This window comes from Arthrobacter pityocampae (assembly GCF_002927275.1).
Lineage (GTDB): Bacteria > Actinomycetota > Actinomycetes > Actinomycetales > Micrococcaceae > Arthrobacter_D > Arthrobacter_D pityocampae.
On record NZ_PRKW01000002.1, the window covers coordinates 414,383 to 431,099 of the forward strand.

Genomic DNA, 16,717 nt, shown 5'->3' on the forward strand with positions numbered 1-16,717 from the left:
TCATCCGTTCTCGTCCGGGCTGCCGATGATCTCGTAGCGGGGGTTGTACACGGTCGGCATGCCGTCCACCGTGGTGAGCATTCCCTCGAACCGCAGGGCGATTCCCGCCTCGACGCCCGGCACGCGCCGCTGGCCCATCCAGATGATCCGGACGGCCTGCCGTGCACCGTTCCAGTCGATCCGGGCAAGGACGCTGAAGGACGGCGGGGACAGCGCGGGTGCGATGGTGAGGCTGGTCACCACGCCCTGGGCTTTGATCCTCCCGCGGTGCGGCAGGGCTGTTGGCACGGGAGTGGTCCCCCGGCCGTCGGGGTCGGCGGGACCTCGCAGGGACGGCACGGCGGGCACGGGGATCAGCGGGTCTCGGTGATCTCGGGGCCGCGCTCGAGCGGGTTCAGGTCGGGCTGTGCAGGAGCGGGAGCCGGTGCGCCTGCCGCGGCTTCCTTGGGGAGCTTGAGCGGCAGCAGTTCGCGCGGCGGGAGGGGGTGGTCGCCGCGGACGACGACGACGCTGCGGAAGAGCCGCTCCATGGGCGCCGCGGCCGTCGGCTCGAGGGCTGCGGGGCCGCCGAATACGCCCCGCAGGAACCAGCGGGGGCCGTTGATGCCCACGAACCGGGCCACCCGGTACCCGGCCTGGCCGTCGGGGGTCTGAGCGGGCAGCTTGGCGAACAGCTCGGTGCCGAGCCTGCCGGGCCGCTCCTCGACCGTGCCGCCCTGGGATCCGACCGAGGCGCCGATCTGCTCCCGGATCTCGTCCCAGAGGCCTTCCGTCTTCGGCGCGGCGAAGGCCTGCAGCTGGAGGGTGGACCCGTTGAGGTCCAGGGTCACGGCGATGACCCGCTTGCTGCGCTCCTCGACCTCGAGGCGCAGCTGCAACCCCTCGGCCGCGTTGATCCGCACGGCGCCGAGGTCGATGTAGCCGTTCGCGGTGTCCTGCTCGGAGTGGTCGAACGGGCCGTGGGCGGCGCGGTCGTAATCAGCACTGGACACGAGGGCGGCGGCCGGCGCGGCGCCGGGCGCGGCGGCGCCGGCGTCCGTGGGCATACCTGCAGCAGCGGGAGCGCCGGCGGGCGCGTCGTCGGTCCCGGCCGCGGCAGTCCTCTCCTCCGTTCCGCCCGGCGCAGCCGCGGCGTCCTGGCCCTGCTGCTCCGACGCGTCGGCGGCGTCGTCCTGCTTCTTCTTCCTGAGGCGCCCAAAAGCCATGTCCGGGTTCCTTTCCTGATGGCGTGTACGAGATGGTGGAATCTTCGGTGGCCGCTGCTGCGCCACGGAGGAGGGCGTCAGCCGCCCGCGGGCGCTGCGACGGCGGAGGCCGGATCGGGACTGCCGAAGCCGCCGGTCGACCCGAAGCCTCCGGTGCCGCGGGCGCTGTCGGGCAGCCGGTCGACGACGGCGAACGCGGCACGTTCGACGCGCTGGATGACCAGCTGGGCGATCCTGTCGCCCCGCGCGAGGCGGACCGGCTCGAGCCGGTCGGTGTTGAGGAGGCAGACCTTGATCTCCCCGCGGTAGCCGGCGTCGACGGTTCCCGGTGCGTTGACGATCGTCAGCCCGTGCCGGGCGGCGAGCCCGGACCTCGGATGCACGAGCCCCACGTAGCCGGACGGGAGCGCCATCGCCACGCCCGTGGGGACGAGCGCGCGTTCGCCCGGTGCGAGGACGAGATCGACGGCGGTGCGCAGGTCCGCGCCCGCGTCGCCGTCGGTGGCGTACGCGGGGGGCTCGAGGCCGTCGTCGAGCATAAGGATCTGGACCGGGAGGTCCTGCTGTGTACCCATGAACTGCATCTCCAACGCGAGCTATCCGGTGACCAGCACCCCACTTTAGCCCCTTTGCCCGTGACCCACCTGACAGCCAGGGGACGCCCCGGCGGGCGGGACGGCAAGGTGGCGCCGGGATGAGACCCGGGCCAAAGGGTGGAATGCTGGTGTCATGTCCAGCGCGCCCGGGGAAGCCCCCCAGAACACACCCGACCAGACCGTCCTCTACGACGAGCGCCTGTGGCCCTCACCCTGGATCTGGCTCATCGCGGCAGGCTTCTCCGCCGCCACGATCATCATGTTCGCCCCCATCTCGATGTTCGTCGGGTACGCGGTGGCTGTCGTCGTCGCGATCATCGTCTTCACTCTGCTGATTCTCTCCACGCCGCGGATCACGGTCACCCCGACCACCCTGACCGTGGGCCGGGCGACCATCGAGCGGGAGTACCTGGGGGCGGTGGACTGGTTCGGCGGCGAGGATGCCACCTACCAGCGCGGCCCGGGCCTGAACGGCCTCGCCTACCTGTGCATCAGGGGCTGGATCTCCCCGGTCGTCAGGATCGAGGTCACGGACCCCGAGGACCGCACACCCTACTGGCTCGCGTCCTCCCGCACCCCCGAACGCCTCGTTGCCGCCCTGGCTGGCTGAGCCTCAGCCCTCGCAGTCCATGCAGTACAGCTGCCCGTCGCGGTCAAGGGCTATCTGCGACCGGTGCCGGACGAGGAAGCACGAGGCGCACGTGAACTCGTCGGCCTGGGCCGCGAGGATCTGCACCGCGATCTCCTCGCTGGAGAGGTCCGCGCCGGGCAGGTCGAAGGAGTCGGCGGCTTCGAGCTCGTCCTCGTCGATCACCACCGTCTGCAGCGCAGCCCGCGCATCGAGTGCCTTCAGTTCGTCGCTGCGGGTGTCGTCGTCGACCGTCGTCCGCGGCGCGTCGTAGTCTGTCGCCATATCTGCCTTCTCACGCTCCATACCGTCCGGATCCTGCCCGGTTCCCCGTGGGTCGTCTGCCCACGGCTGCCATAACGTTACGGCCTCCCGATTTGTGCCCGCCACGGCGCCCGGGACCGCCACGCCTGATCACGTAGTAGGAATGGTCGCCATTCAGTGGCACAGTTTCATCTAGGAATCGTTGTCGGCTGGAGGAATGTTGATGCAGGAGTTACGCCTGGTGGGTGTCCATGAGGACGGTGGTCATCTGCTGTTGAGCGGCGAGGAGGGCGCGTCCTACCGGCTGCCCATCGACGACGCGCTGCGCAGTGCGAGTGCCCCCGCCGACGCCCCGGCCGCGATCCGCGAGGCACCGCCGGGCCCTGCCCGTCCGAAGCCGCCGAAGCCCCCGGTCCCCCTGACTCCCCGCGACATCCAGGCGCGCATCCGGACGGGGGCGACGGCGGAGCAGGTCGCCGCCGAATCGGGCCTCGACCTGGCCCACGTGCAGCGCTACGAGGGCCCCGTCCGCGCCGAGCGTGACTATCTGGCCTACCTCGCACAGCGCGTCGAGGTGGCCACACCGCTCCCGAGCCATGACGGCTACCGGTCCGCCTTCGGTGACGACCCGGCCCTCCTCGGCGACATGGTGGCCTACCGGGTGCAGAGCTACGGGGTGGACCCGGCGTCCCTCGAGTGGGACTCGTGGCGGCGGCAGGACGGCTCCTGGCACGTGGAGGCCTCGTTCGACCTGCCCGAGGGCTCCACCGTGGATCTCGGTGAGCAGCCGCCCGCGCAGTGGACCTACAACCCCACCCGCAAGACCGTCGTGAACGGCAACCGCTGGGCGCAGGTGCTCAGCGAGCTCGAACCCCTCGACGGCCCGCTGCCCGCCCGCCGGCTCAGCGCCGTGGCGGACCGTGTCTTCGACTTCGAGGCGGAGGCCGGGGAGGCACCCGAACCGACTCCGGCCGACCAGGACGGCCTGCTGGACGTCCTGCGCTCACGCCGCGGCCAGCGCCTCGGCGCCGACGAGGACGGCGACGACGCCCTCGCGGAACTCCTCACGCGGGGTGGCATCCCGGCCGCCCATCCACGGGACGACGACGGGACCCGGGATGCCGGGACCGCCACCGACGGGGACCTGGGCAGCGCCGACCAGGACACGCGGACAGGACAGGACGACGCCGCAGGGCTCGCGCTCGCACCGGATCCCGTGGACGGCGCGCTCCCCGGCGATGCGGGGACCGAGGAGGGCGAGGCCCTCCACGAGGACGGGTCGCCGAGACTCTACGAGGGGGTCAGCACGGACACCCGTGAGATCAGCGTCTTCGCGCAGCCTGCCCGCCGGCTCCAGCCGCCGGCAGGGTCGGGACGTGGCAGCGGCCAGGCTCCCCGCACGGGCCGGGACGCGCCCGGGACTGCCGGGAAGGGCTCGGGCAGGGATGCTGCCAAGGATCCCGCGAAGGAGGCCGGCAAGGACGGGGCGGACGTCGCGGCCGAGCGCCGGGTCAAGCCCAAGCGCTCGAGCGTGCCGAGCTGGGACGACATCGTCTTCGGCCGCAAGGGCGAGTAGGACCGGCAAACGAATAGTGCCGGCAACCGAGTAGTGCCGGCCAAGCGGAGGGGCCCGTAGGGACGACGGGCTCCGCGCGGCTGGGCGGCCTGCTCGCGCGCGATTCCTCCGGGGCAGTCCTCCTGGTGCGGGCCGATCGTCAGAGCCTGCCGGGTTCGCGCTCCGCTTCGAAGGGCAGCGGGTCCTCGTTCGAGTAGAGCGACGGCGACGTCCGGGAGGTCTGCCGGCGCATATGGTGCCGTCGGCACAGGGTCTCGTACCCGACCACCGGGTCCCGGCCCGGCTCCCCGCCCACCGAAGGGTCCGCGGGACGCCGCACGACGGCGGGGGCGTCGTCGTCCATCGGCTGGTCCACGTCGCCGACCACCATCTGGTCCCCCTCGACCACCATCACGCCGTCGACGGTCCGGGCGTTGTGGGTGGCCCTCTTGCCGCACCAGCACAGCGCCTCGACCTGCAGCACCTGCACGCGGTCGGCGAGTTCGATCAGCCGCTGGGAACCGGGGAAGAGCCGCGTGCGGAAGTCCGAGGTGATGCCGAACCCGAACACGTCGATGTCCATCTCGTCCACGACTCGCGCCAGCTGGTCGATCTGGTCGACCGTGTAGAACTGCGCCTCGTCGCAGATCACGTAGTCGATCCGCGCTCCCATGGTCTGCCGCAGCGTGAGCTCGATCCAGAAGTCGGTCTCCGGGAAGACCTCGACGGCTGCCACCTGGAGCCCCAGGCGGCTGGAGATCATGGACTCCCCCGCGCGGTCGTGGGAGCTGAAGAGCACGCCCCGGCGCCCCCGGGCCTTGTGGTTGTGGTCCATCTGCAGTGCGAGGGTCGACTTCCCGCAGTCCATGGTGCCGGAGAAGAACAGGAGCTCAGCCACGGCGCGCCCCCCTGCCGCGGTTCCCCTGGGAGCGGCCGGGGGCGGCGGGTTTCGCCAGCACGATGAGCGGGATGTCGCGCTCGGCCCGGGTCAGGGAACCGTGCTGCCCCACCATCTCGAAGGCGGTGGGCTGCACGCGCCGGCCGTCGATGAGGGCGATGCCCTCCCTCGCCAGCACGAGCAGGTCCCCGATGCGCGGGAGCACCTCGTCGCGGACCGGCCCGAAGTAGCCTCCCGCGACGGCCTCGTCCCGCGTCAGGATCCACGCGCGGGAGCCGTAGGCCTCGTGCCAGCGCAGCGCCAGGGCGTCGCGGTCCTCGGCCGGGAGGTCCGGGGCGAGATAGAGGTGGAGCATCCGCGGTTCGCCGCCCGTGTGGGCGACGCCCTCGAGGAGGTCGGGATGCCCGGAGTAGTCGATCCGCTGCGATGCGGGGATGTCCACCATGCCGTGGTCCGCCGTCAGGAGCAGGAGGGTGTCCGGCGGCACGCGGCGGGCCAGGAGCTTCAGCGCGGCGTCCAGGTCCTCGAGGGCGCGCAGCCAGTGCGGGGACTCGACGCCCCAGCGGTGTCCGGCCTTGTCGAGGTCGTTGACGTAGAAGTACATGAGCATGCGCGGCGCGGCGGCCAGGTGCCGGGCGGCGGTGTCGATCTGGGTGTGGATGGTGCCCGCCCCGGCGAAGGCCCCGCCGCGCAGCGCAGCGCGGGTCATGGGCGAGTCCTCGAAGCGGGGGTGGCTCACGGTGACGACGGGCAGCTGCCCCGACACCCGCTCGAAGACCGTGGGGTGCGGCTGCCAGAGGAGCGGATCGACGGCGGCGTCCCACCGTCCGAGCATGTTGACCACGGTGTCCTGGGCGGGGTCGAGGACGTCGTAGCCCACCATGCCGTGCTGCCCGGGGGCGAGCCCGGTACCCAGGCTGGCCAGCGACGCCGCCGTCGTCGAGGGGAAGGCGGAGGAGAGGATCCGCGCGGAGGCGAGGCTCTCCCGCAGGAACGGGGCGTGCGCGGCGTACCTGCGCAGCAGCGCCATGCCGAGGCCGTCCACCATGACGACGGCGATGCGCCGCGAGGCGGGCAGGCCGAGGGCGTTGGTGAAGCCGTCCACCCCGAGCGCTGCGGCCGCGCTCGTCATCACCTCGGCGACGGTGGACGCACCGTAGGCAGGCGGAGCGGGCAGGGGTTCCCTGTGGCGGAAAGGCATCGAGCGCTACCGCTGGTGGTGCGCCCGAGTGAACCGCCCACCGAAGCCGAGCTGCCGCCGCGGCGTCACGTCCGGCGCGGCGATGTACCCGCCGGCGACGGGGCTCGCCGTGTTGACCTTGCGCAGCGCCCGGGCGAACCCCTTGGCGTTCTGCACCGCCTGCGCGCCGTCCGCTTCGGCGCTGACGCGCAGCACGATGTCCTCCTGCGCCATCGTGCCGGTGAGGCCGTGGTCGGCGTCGCACTGCGGGTCCCCGCAGCTGGCCGGCCCGATGTCCAGGCGCTGCCCGCCGGACCAGGCGATGGCGAGCGTCATCTCGCGGACCTGGTCGGTGGGCTTGTAGTCCTGCGGCTGGGCGTAGAGGTAGCTGAGGACCACGGAGCGGATCTGGCTGACGGGCACGGACTCGGTGGAGATCTGGGCCATGACCTGCTCGCCGGCGTCGTCGAGCTGCTGGTCGTCCACGTGCGTGATGACCAGCATGTCCTCGGTGAGGACGAGGACCGTGATGTGGCGGTGCACCTCGGTGCGCTCGAAGTGCGTCTCGAGGTGCGCGACGTGCGAGAGCGGCTCCCGGCCGTCGAGGGCGTCATGGACGACGTCGGCCACGAGCCGGGGGTAGAAACCTGCCCGCTCGAGCGATGCATCGAGGTCGCGCCACTGTGCGGAAAGCGATGGGGTCATTCCCCCAGTTTCCCCCACCGGCCCGTCTCCTGCCTAACCAACCCGCGCACGCGGGACCTCAGTCGCGCATCGCACGGCGCGCACTGTCGGTGCGGCGCTGCGGATTGCCGACGTCGATCGCGGCGCTGAGCACCGTGAGCCCGGACGAGGCGACGAGCACGGGGTTGAACTCGAGCCGGGCGATCTCCGGGTGGTTGTCCTTCAGCAGTGCCACGCGCGCCACGAGGTCCTCGAGGGCAGCGACGTCGGCGGGAGGGAGGCCCTGGTAGCCGAAGAGCTTGCGGGACGCGCGCGGCGCGCGCACGAGGTCCGCGATGTCGCCCGTGCTGAGCGGCGGGACCGCGTGCGCCCAGTCGTCGAGCAGGTTGACGGCGTCGCCGGCCAGTCCGAAGGAGATGACCGGGCCCATGAGCGGGTCCTCGATGGCACGGAGGCTGCAGGCCTGGCCGGAGGGCGCCATGGACTGCACCTCCATGCCGAAGCTGCCGAACGGCGCGAGCACCTTCTCCATCAGCGTGATGTTCCTCCGCAGCGACTGCGCGTCGCCGATGTTCAGCCGGACGCCGCCGAGGTCGAGACGGTGGCGGAGGTTCTCGTCCATGGTCTTCAGCGCCACCGGCCAGCCGAGGCGCCCTGCCTCCTCGATCGCCTCGTCGGCGGTGGAGAAGCGGGCGGGCGGCTGGAGGCGCAGGCCGTAGCAGTCCATCAGCGCGGCGCTCTCCTCCGCGGTCAGGCGCGTCAGCTCGACGTCGGCCACCCGTGCCCGCACGCCCGCCAGCAGACGCGCCGCGGCGTCGGCGTCGACACCGTCGGGGTCCACGAACTCACCGTGGTCGCGGGAGCGCCAGTGCGCGTACCGGACGACGGCGCCGAGCGCGGCGAGGGCCGCCCCGGGACTCGGGAAGCAGGGCAGTCCGCGCTGCAGGGGCAGGGAGCGGTCGGTCTCCGCGGCAGGCTGCCCGGTCGCCGTCCCGGTGCCCGTCCCGCTCGCCTTCCCGTCGGAGCGCGCGGCGGTGGGCGCGGCGGGCGCTGTAGCAACCGCGGGCGCGGCAGGCGCTGTAGCGACCGTGGGCGCGGCGGCGGTCCCGGTGGCCGTCCCGACCGGTGCGTCCGGTGCGCTGGGCGCGGCGTCCGACGGCGGCAGGGCGACGAGCCCGTCGAGTTGCACGCGGGCGTCGAGGATGCCGGTGAAGGACGCGATGACGGGCTTGCCGGCCTCCTCGGCGCACCGCTGCAGGCACGCGGCCACGGCCTCCGCGGTGAGACCGCGGGCCGGCAGAGTGGTGACGATCACGGTGTGGACGGCGTCGTCGCGCAGCGCGTCCGCCACCGCCGCGGCGAGGGCGGGCAGGGCGACGGACTGTCCCGTGTCGAGCTGCAGCCCGGCGTCCAGCCGTGCCACCGTCATGCCCTGCGACACGACGCCGTCGGCCACCACCTTGCCGAGCGCGGACGAGTTGCTGAACACCGCGACGCCCGGGCCCTGGGGCAGGGGCTGGCTCGCCACGATCTGCGCGATGTCCATCAGCTGCTCCGTGGTCTCGACCCTCATCACCCCGGACTGCCGGAGCATGGAGTCGAGGGCTCCGGGCGGCGCCTGGCTGGTGCGCACGGCATGGCCCGGCGGGAGCTGCAGCCCGGTGACGTCGGATTTCGCGACGATGACGGGCTTGGTCCGCGCGAGGCGGCGGGCGATCCGCGAGAACTTCCTCGGGTTGCCGATCGATTCGAAGTACAGGCCGACGGCCCGCGTGGTGGGGTCGTCCTCCCAGAACTGCATGGCGTCGTTGCCCGAGACGTCGGCGCGGTTCCCCGCGGAGATCACCGAGGAGACGCCGAGCCCGCGCCGGTGCGCACTCGCGTAGAGGAGCACGCCGAGTCCGGCGGACTGGCTGAAGAGGGACAGCGCCCCGCGCTTCGGCAGTCCGGGCGCCATGGAGGCGTTGAGCCGGATCGCGGGGTCCGTGTTCACGAGGCCGAGCGACGCCGGACCGACCACGCGCATGCCCTGCGCCCGGGCCTTGTGCACGAGGGCGCGCTGGCGCGCGAGGCCGTCGCCGTCGTCGTCCGCGTAGCCGGCGGTCACGACGAGCAGGCCCTTGACCCCGGCGTCGCCGCAGGCGTCGACGACGGACTCCACCTGGTCCTGGGGCACGGCGATCACGGCGAGGTCCACGGGTTCGGGGATCTCGGCCAGGGAGGCGTGGGAGATCATGCCGTTCAGTTCGAAGGCCTCGGGGTTCACCGCGTATACGCGCCCCGTGAATCCGCCGTCCACCAGGTGCTCCAGCAGCGCGTAGCCCACGGTCCCCCATTCGCGGCTCGCGCCGATCACGGCCACGGACGACGGCGTGAGGAGCTCCGCCATGCTCCTCGCCTCCGCGCGGTGCTCGCGCGACTCCATCACCGCCTGGGACCGACGGGTGGGGTCGATGTCGAAGCTGAGCATCACGACGCCGTCGTCGAAGTGCCGCTCCACCTCGTAGCCGGCCTCCGCGAAGACGGTGATCATCTTCCGGTTCTCGGGCAGGACCTCCGCGGAGAACCGGGAGATGCCGTTCTCGCGGGCGGCGGCGGCGAGGTGCTCGAGCAGGATGGATCCGACGCCGCGCCCCTGGTGGTGGTCGGAGACGTTGAAGGCCACCTCCGCCTCGAGGGGGTCGTCGAGGCGGTCGTAGCGGCCGATGCCGATGATGTCACCGCCCCGGGTGATGACGAACGCGACGCGGTCGCGGTGGTCCACCTCGGTGAAGCGCCGGAGCTCCTTGGCGCTGAGCCTGGCCTTGTACGTGAAGAACCGCAGGTAGATGGAATTCTGCGACTGGCGGACGTGGAACGCCTGGACGGCGTCGGCGTCCGAGGGTGAAATGGGCCGCAGGTGGGCCGTCCCGCCGTCCCGCAGGACGACGTCGGCCTCCCAGTATTCGGGGTATTGTCCGTCTGCCACCATAGAATCAGGGTAGTCGGCATCCCCCCGGCCGGACCGGGACCCGGGCCGGAACAATCCCCGGGTCGCGGATGCCGTCCGACCACCGCACCGTACACCTGAGTTGTTGAGGAACCGCCACGCACATGGCCAGGCGCCAGAACTCCGCACCGCCGGAGGATTTCACCGAGAAGATCATCGACATCGACGTCGAAACCGAGATGGAGGAGTCCTTCCTGGAGTACGCGTACTCCGTGATCTACTCGCGTGCCCTCCCCGACGCCCGTGACGGCCTGAAGCCCGTCCAGCGGCGCATCCTCTACATGATGACCGACATGGGCCTGCGCCCGGACCGCGGCCACGTGAAGTCCGCCCGCGTGGTGGGCGAGGTGATGGGCAAGCTCCACCCGCACGGCGACAGCGCCATCTACGACGCGATGGTGCGCATGGCCCAGGACTTCTCCCTCCGCCTGCCGCTGATCGACGGCCATGGCAACTTCGGCTCGCTCGACGACGGCCCGGCGGCCGCCCGGTACACGGAGGCCCGCCTGGCGGCCCCCGCCCTGACGATGACCGACCACCTCGACGAGGACGTCGTCGACTTCGTCCCGAACTACGACAACCAGCTCACCCAGCCGGAAGTGCTCCCCGCCGCCTTCCCGAACCTCCTGGTCAACGGCGCCAGCGGGATCGCCGTCGGCATGGCGACGAACATGCCGCCGCACAACCTGGGCGAGGTCGTCGCGGCGGCGCGCCACCTCATCGCGCACCCGGAGGCCTCCCTCGAGGACGTGATGCGCTTCGTGCCCGGGCCGGATCTCCCGAGCGGCGGGAAGATCGTGGGGCTCGACGGCGTGCGGGACGCCTATGCGACGGGGCGCGGTTCCTTCAAGACCCGCGCCACGGTGAAGGTGGAGCAGCTCTCCGCCCGCAGGACCGGCCTCGTGGTCACCGAGCTCCCCTACACGGTGGGCCCGGAGAAGGTGATCGAGAAGATCAAGGACGCCGTCACCGCCAAGAAGCTCCAGGGCATCTCGGACATCGTGGACCTCACGGACCGCAAGCACGGCCTGCGCCTGGTGATCGAGCTGAAGAACGGCTTCAACCCCAACGCGGTCCTCGCCCAGCTGTACCGCTTCACGCCGATGGAGGACTCCTTCGGCATCAACAACGTGGCCCTCGTCGACGGGCAGCCGCGGACGCTCGGGTTGCTGGAGCTACTGCAGGTCTACATCACGCACCGGATCCTCGTGGTGCGCCGTCGGACGTCCTACCGCCTGCAGCGCAAGCGCGACCGCCTGCATCTCGTGGAGGGCCTGCTCGTCGCGATCGTCGACATCGACGAGGTCATCCAGATCATCCGCGCCTCGGACGAGTCCTCCGCGGCGCGGGAGCGCCTCATGACCATCTACGACCTCACCGAGATCCAGGCCAATTACATCCTCGAGCTGCGGCTGCGTCAGCTCACCAAGTACTCGCGCATCGAGCTCGAGAAGGAGCAGGACCAGCTCCGCCTCGAGATCGCGGAGCTCGAGGCGGTCCTCGGGTCGGAGGAACGGCTCCGCACGCTGGTGTCCGACGAGCTGGCCGCGCTGTCCGAACAGTTCGCCACACCCCGGCGCACCGTGCTGCTCGAGTCCGAGGCGGCCGCACCGCTGAAGGGCTCGGCCCTGCCCGCGCCCGCCGCGAAGGGGGCGAAGGCGGTGCTCCCCCTCGAGATCGCCGACGATCCGTGCTGGGTCCTGCTCTCGGCGTCGGGCCAGCTCGCCCGCACCTCCGACCGGCAGCCCTTCGGCGACGGACAGCGGATCAAGCACGACGCCTTCCGGTCCGTCCTCGCCTCCACCGCGCGCGGCGAGGTGGGCGCCGTGACCTCGGGGGGCCGGATGATCCGCCTCCAGGTGATGGACATGCCCGCCCTGCCCCCCACCGCCGGCATCCCGAACCTGGCGGGCGGGGTGCCGTCGTCGGAATTCATCACCCTCGAACGCGGCGAGAGCCTCGTGGGGCTCGCCCCGCTGGGCGCGGTCGTCGCCCTCGGCACCGCGCAGGGCGTCGTGAAGCGCGTACAGCCCGACTACCCGCTGAACCGCGACGACTGGGAGGTCATCTCCCTCAAGCCCAGGGACAGGGTGGTGGGGATGGCCGCCGCAGCCGACGCCGACGACCTCGTCTTCATCACCCGACTGGCCCAGCTGCTGCGGTTCCCGGCCTCGGCCGTCCGGCCGCAGGGCCGGACGGCCGGCGGGATGGCCGGCATCAAGCTCGCGGCCGGCGACGCCGTCCTGCACTTCGGATCGGTGTCCTCCGGGGACGGACAGGGCGTCGTGGTGACGCTCGCCGCCCCCGGCGATGCGCTGCCCGGGACCGCCGCGGGGTCGGCGAAGATCACCGAGTTCTCCGAGTACCCGGTGAAGGGCCGCGCCACCGCCGGCGTGCGGGCGCACCGCTTCCTCCGCGGCGAGGAGGCGCTCTCCCTGGCCTGGGCCGGCCACGGCCCGGCGCGTGCCGCATCCGCCAACGGTGTGACCCGCGCGCTGCCCACGGAGCACGGCCGGCGCGACGGCTCGGGCGTGCCCGTCACCCAGCAGATCGACGCCGTCGGACCGAACCTGGTGGGCCTGATCGAGGCGACGCGGCCCGCGGTGCCGGAGCCGGTCGCTCCGCCCGCGGAGCCGGCGTCGTCGTCCGGCCGACCGGTCCGGACTGTCCAGCCGACCGACGACGGTCAGGGCACCCTGCTGTAGGCCGGTTCCCCGGGTACCAGGACCGTTCCCACGGTGCGGGAGCGGGCGTACACTCCCCTGCATGGTCAGCGTCATAGCGGTTCGCGGCCTCGCCAAGCACTTCGGTCGGGTGCATGCACTCGACGGTCTCGACCTTGACGTCGGAGAAGGCCAGATCCACGGGTTCCTCGGTCCCAACGGTTCCGGGAAGTCCACGACGACGCGCGTCCTGCTCGGGTTGGCACGTGCGACGTCGGGCACGGTCGAGGTCTTCGGCGTCGATCCCTGGCGCGAGGCCGCTGCCCTCCACCGCCGGATCGCGTACGTCCCGGGCGACGTCAGTGCGTGGCCGAATCTGTCCGGTGGAGAGACGATCGACTTCGTCGCCCGTCTGCGCGGCGTCCACCGCCATGAGCGCGCCTACCGCCTCGAGCGGGAACGGTTGATGGAGGCCTTCCTGTTCGATCCCCATAAGAAGGGCCGGGCCTACTCGAAGGGGAACCGTCAGAAGCTGGCATTGATCGCGGCCTTCGCGGTGCCCGCCGAGCTGTACATCCTCGACGAGCCGACCAGCGGCCTCGATCCCCTGATGGCGATGGTGTTCCAGCACGAGATCGCCCGGGTGCGGGAGGGCGGGGCGACCGTCCTGCTCTCGAGCCACATCCTCTCCGAGGTCGAGCAGCTCTGCGACGTCGTCAGCATCGTGCGCGCCGGGAAGGTCGTGGAGTCCGGCACCCTCGCCGATCTGCGGCACCTCACCCGCACCGAGGTGTCCTTCGCGGCATCGGACGCCTCGCCGCTGGCCTCCGTGCCGGACGCCCACGATCTGCGGGTCGAGCACGGCCGGGCCAGGTTCACCGTCGACAGTGACCGCGTCTCCTCCGTGCTGCCGGCGCTGACAGCGCTGCACGTCGAGGGGCTCCGGATCGAGCCGCCGTCCCTCGAGGAACTGTTTCTCCGGCACTACGGCGACGACGTCGCCGTAGTGGACCACGGCGGAGCGCCTCGGACGCGCCGCGAGGCCGCAGCACGATGACCGCGTTCCCGGCGCTCCTCGGCCAACGGCTGCGGCGCGACGGGGTGCAGCTGGTGCTGTGGACGGCCGGCACGGCGCTGCTGGCCTCGCTGACCTATGTCAGCGTGGGGCAGGCCTACGGCACGGAGCAGTCCCGCGCGTCGATTCTGGCGGTAGTCATGGCCAATCCCGTGATCATGCTCTTCCGCGGCTTGCCGTCGGGGGCCGGGGAGGGCGCGTTCATGCTCTTCCTGATCTTCCCGTTCCTGGCGCTCCTCGCGGCCCTGATGAGTTCGTTCCTCGCCGTGCGGCACACGCGCGGCGACGAGGAGGCCGGCCGCGCCGAACTGGTGGCGGCCACCCGGGCCGGACGCCGGGCCCCCCTGCTGGCCACCCTGGCCCATGGAGTCCTGGCCAACCTCGTGCTCGCCTCGCTCACCGCCGTCGCGCTGGCGGCCACCGGACTCGCGGTCCGGGGGTCCGTCGTGTCCGGTCTGGCTGCCGGCGCGGTGGGACTGACCTTTCTGGGTGTGGGTCTCGTCGCGGCCCAGCTCATGAGGACCTCCTCGGGCGCCAACTCCCTCGCCGTCTGGATCCTGATGCTGTCGTTCCTCGCGGCCGGGATCGGCAACGCCCTCGGGACGCCCAGCACCGACCTGCAGCGCATCGAGAGCTCGTGGCTCACGTGGCTGTCACCGTTCGGGTGGGGCGAGCAGACTCGGCCGTTCGCCGAGGACGACGTCGGGCCGATCGTGCTGTGTACGGGTTTCGCCGTGCTGCTGGCCGCCGTAGCCGTCGCGCTGCAGTCCAGGCGCGACCTCGGCGCGAGCTTCGTCCCCGAGCGGCACGGCAGATCCGAGGCTCCCGCGACGCTGTCCTCCCCGATCGGCCTCGTCGCCCGCCTGTCCCGGCCCTCGATCATCGGCTGGGGAGTGGGAGGCCTGGTGACGGGGATCCTCGCGACCACCCTTGCCGCGGTGATCCGCGATATCGGGGCGGACAACCCCGCGCTGGAGCGGATCATGCAGGCGATCGCCGGTGGCGTGGACATGGAGCAGGGCACGGTCGTGGTCTTCTTCACGATGCTGGGGATCCTCGCGGCCTGTTGCGCGGTGCAGACGGTCTGCCGGGCACGCCAGGAGGAGGTTCACGGCACGGCGGAACTGATGCTGAGCACGCCGGTGGACCGCGCCCGGTGGCTCGCGAGCTTCATGGTCATGGCCTTCGTGGGCATCGTGGTGGTGATCGGGGCGGCCCTGGTGGGCGCCGCCGCAGGCCTCGCCTCACGGAACGGCGACTGGTCCCTCCTGGGTGACGTGGCCGTGACCGGTGCAGGGCAGATCGCTGCAGCCTCCGTGTTCGTCGTCGTCACGGCGGTGATCTTCGTCGTCGCGCCGCGGCTGACCATCCCACTCGGGTGGGCCCTCGTGCTGATCAGTATGGTGCTCGGCCTGTTCGGGCCGCTCTTCGGCTTCCCGGACTGGGCGGTGCGTCTGTCGCCGACCGGGGTGGCCCCGACCGTCACCAGCGACGGCGTCGACGTGCAGGGTCTGTGGTGGCTCCTCGCGGCCGTTGTAGCGGGCGGCGCACTGGCTCTCGGTCTCATGCGCCGCCGGGACCTCGCCCCGGCGGGCTGACCGGGCACCTAGCTGCCCATCACGTATTCGCGTGCACACTTGTGCACCTATAGTGGTGGGACGTGTCCCTGCTCGAGACGGGTGTCCCATGCTGTCTGTCCTACGCCGCCGCGCCTACCGGAATCTCTTCACCGCTCAGGTGGTCGCCCTCCTCGGGACCGGCCTGCTGACCGTGGCGCTGGGGCTGCTGGCCTTCGATCTCGCAGGCGGGCAAGCCGGCGCCGTGCTGGGCACCGCGTTGACGATCAAGATGATCGCCTACGTGTTCGTCGCCCCCGTGATGGCGGCCCTGGTGGAACGCCTCCCCCGGAAGGGTGTCCTCGTCGGCGCGGACCTGGTCCGCGCCGCCATCGCCCTGAGCCTGCCCTTCATCGATCAGGTGTGGCAGATCTACGTCCTTGTGTTCGTCCTGCAGTCCGCGTCGGCGACGTTCACCCCCGCGTTCCAGGCCCTCATCCCCGTCGTGCTGCCCGAGGAGAAGGACTACACCAAGGCCCTGTCCCTGTCCCGGCTGGCCTACGACCTCGAGTCCCTGGTCAGCCCGCTCCTGGCCGCCGCGCTCCTGACCGTGATGAGCTTCCACAACCTCTTCGTGGGGACGATGCTCGGCTTCCTGGTGTCCGCTGCCATGGTCCTCGGGACCCGGTTGCCGGAGATCCCCCCGGCCGGGCAGCAGGGCTCCCTGCTGCACCGCACCACCCTCGGGAGCCGCATCTTCCTGCGGGAACCATCCCTGCGCGGGCTTCTCGCCCTGAACCTCGTCGTCGCAGCCGCCACGGCCCTGGTCCTCGTCAACACCGTCGTCTACGCGCGCGACCTCTTCGATGGCAAGAACACCGACGTCGCCATCGCCCTCGCGTTCTACGGGGCCGGATCCATGCTCGTCGCGTTCATCGCACCCCGCGTCCTGGAGCGCACCCCCGACCGGACGTTCATGCTCATCGGGGCCACGGTGCTGACGGCCGGACTGCCCACCGCAGCCTTCCTCGCCCTGACCCAGCAGAGCCGCGTGCCTCTCACGGGCAGCTCGTGGGCGATCCTGCTCGGCCTGTGGACCGTGCTCGGCATTGGGACGTCCATGATCAGCACCCCGTCGTCGCGACTGCTGCGCCGCATCGCCACCGACCGCACCCGGAGCCCTCTCTTTACCGCCCAGTTCTCCCTGTCCCATGCCTGCTTCATGATCACGTACCCCGTTGCCGGCTGGGTGGGCGCTGCGGCCGGCCAGGCCGCAGCCGCCCTCACCCTCGGCGGACTCGCGCTCGCCGGCACCGTCGTCGGCGTCGTGGTGTGGCCCCCCGCTGCGGCGGGAGACGGGACGACGTCGGACGGGTCGCCGGACACCTGGGCGACGGCCGACCGACGGTAGGTTGGTGGCATCA

14 protein-coding genes are annotated in these 16,717 nt (G+C 71.7%); 6 read left to right on the forward strand and 8 right to left on the reverse strand.

Annotated elements, in window-relative coordinates:
* The 3 genes from C4K88_RS05815 to dut all read right to left on the reverse strand — a co-directional run bounded on the left by C4K88_RS05815 (position 1) and on the right by dut (position 1,780).
* Positions 1-288 carry a hypothetical protein gene (locus C4K88_RS05815; RefSeq protein WP_241521728.1) on the reverse strand — a complete coding sequence of 96 codons (288 nt, stop codon included), beginning with the start codon at positions 286-288 and terminating at the stop codon, positions 1-3.
* Between the two features lie 65 nt (positions 289-353).
* Positions 354-1,046 (reverse strand): DUF3710 domain-containing protein, encoded by a 693-nt coding sequence (locus C4K88_RS05820; RefSeq protein ID WP_104120821.1) that lies wholly within the window; start codon positions 1,044-1,046, stop codon positions 354-356.
* A gap of 236 nt (positions 1,047-1,282) precedes the next feature.
* Positions 1,283-1,780 (reverse strand): dUTP diphosphatase, encoded by a 498-nt coding sequence (gene dut / locus C4K88_RS05825; RefSeq protein ID WP_104120822.1) that lies wholly within the window; start codon positions 1,778-1,780, stop codon positions 1,283-1,285.
* Between the two features lie 154 nt (positions 1,781-1,934).
* Here dut and C4K88_RS05830 point away from each other — a divergent pair, with 154 nt between their 5' ends.
* Entirely contained in the window at positions 1,935-2,411 is a 477-nt protein-coding gene (locus C4K88_RS05830; RefSeq protein WP_104120669.1) for a DUF3093 domain-containing protein, read from the forward strand.
* A gap of 3 nt (positions 2,412-2,414) precedes the next feature.
* Here the strand turns inward: C4K88_RS05830 and C4K88_RS05835 are convergent, their stop codons facing one another.
* Positions 2,415-2,714, reverse strand: a complete 300-nt coding sequence (locus C4K88_RS05835) for a DUF4193 domain-containing protein (RefSeq protein ID WP_104120823.1) — start codon at positions 2,712-2,714, stop codon at positions 2,415-2,417.
* Between the two features lie 202 nt (positions 2,715-2,916).
* On the opposite strand from C4K88_RS05835, the gene sepH reads away from it, so the two are divergent.
* Positions 2,917-4,269, forward strand: coding sequence for a septation protein SepH (gene sepH / locus C4K88_RS05840; RefSeq protein ID WP_104120670.1), 1,353 nt, complete (start codon positions 2,917-2,919; stop codon positions 4,267-4,269).
* Between the two features lie 139 nt (positions 4,270-4,408).
* Here sepH and C4K88_RS05845 read toward each other — a convergent pair whose 3' ends face one another.
* From C4K88_RS05845 to C4K88_RS05860, 4 genes are read right to left on the reverse strand one after another with little or no spacing between them, the layout of a single operon-like run.
* Entirely contained in the window at positions 4,409-5,146 is a 738-nt protein-coding gene (locus tag C4K88_RS05845) for a thymidine kinase (protein WP_104120671.1), read from the reverse strand.
* Positions 5,139-6,347 carry an alkaline phosphatase family protein gene (locus C4K88_RS05850; protein ID WP_104120672.1) on the reverse strand — a complete coding sequence of 403 codons (1,209 nt, stop codon included), beginning with the start codon at positions 6,345-6,347 and terminating at the stop codon, positions 5,139-5,141. Before C4K88_RS05850 ends, C4K88_RS05845 begins: the two co-directional genes overlap by 8 nt.
* A gap of 6 nt (positions 6,348-6,353) precedes the next feature.
* The gene (locus tag C4K88_RS05855; RefSeq protein WP_104120673.1) at positions 6,354-7,031 is read right to left on the reverse strand and encodes a DUF5998 family protein; all 678 of its coding nucleotides are present in this window, start codon (positions 7,029-7,031) and stop codon (positions 6,354-6,356) included.
* Between the two features lie 58 nt (positions 7,032-7,089).
* Positions 7,090-9,981, reverse strand: a complete 2,892-nt coding sequence (locus C4K88_RS05860; RefSeq protein ID WP_104120674.1) for a bifunctional acetate--CoA ligase family protein/GNAT family N-acetyltransferase — start codon at positions 9,979-9,981, stop codon at positions 7,090-7,092.
* A 122-nt stretch (positions 9,982-10,103) separates the two neighbouring features.
* Here C4K88_RS05860 and C4K88_RS05865 point away from each other — a divergent pair, with 122 nt between their 5' ends.
* From C4K88_RS05865 to C4K88_RS05880, 4 genes are all read left to right on the forward strand, one after another.
* Entirely contained in the window at positions 10,104-12,704 is a 2,601-nt protein-coding gene (locus tag C4K88_RS05865; RefSeq protein ID WP_104120675.1) for a DNA gyrase/topoisomerase IV subunit A, read from the forward strand.
* Between the two features lie 61 nt (positions 12,705-12,765).
* Entirely contained in the window at positions 12,766-13,719 is a 954-nt protein-coding gene (locus C4K88_RS05870) for an ABC transporter ATP-binding protein (protein WP_104120676.1), read from the forward strand.
* Entirely contained in the window at positions 13,716-15,335 is a 1,620-nt protein-coding gene (locus C4K88_RS05875; protein WP_104120677.1) for an ABC transporter permease, read from the forward strand. Before C4K88_RS05870 ends, C4K88_RS05875 begins: the two co-directional genes overlap by 4 nt.
* A gap of 88 nt (positions 15,336-15,423) precedes the next feature.
* Positions 15,424-16,704 (forward strand): MFS transporter, encoded by a 1,281-nt coding sequence (locus C4K88_RS05880; protein WP_104120678.1) that lies wholly within the window; start codon positions 15,424-15,426, stop codon positions 16,702-16,704.
* Positions 16,705-16,717 lie beyond the last annotated feature (13 nt).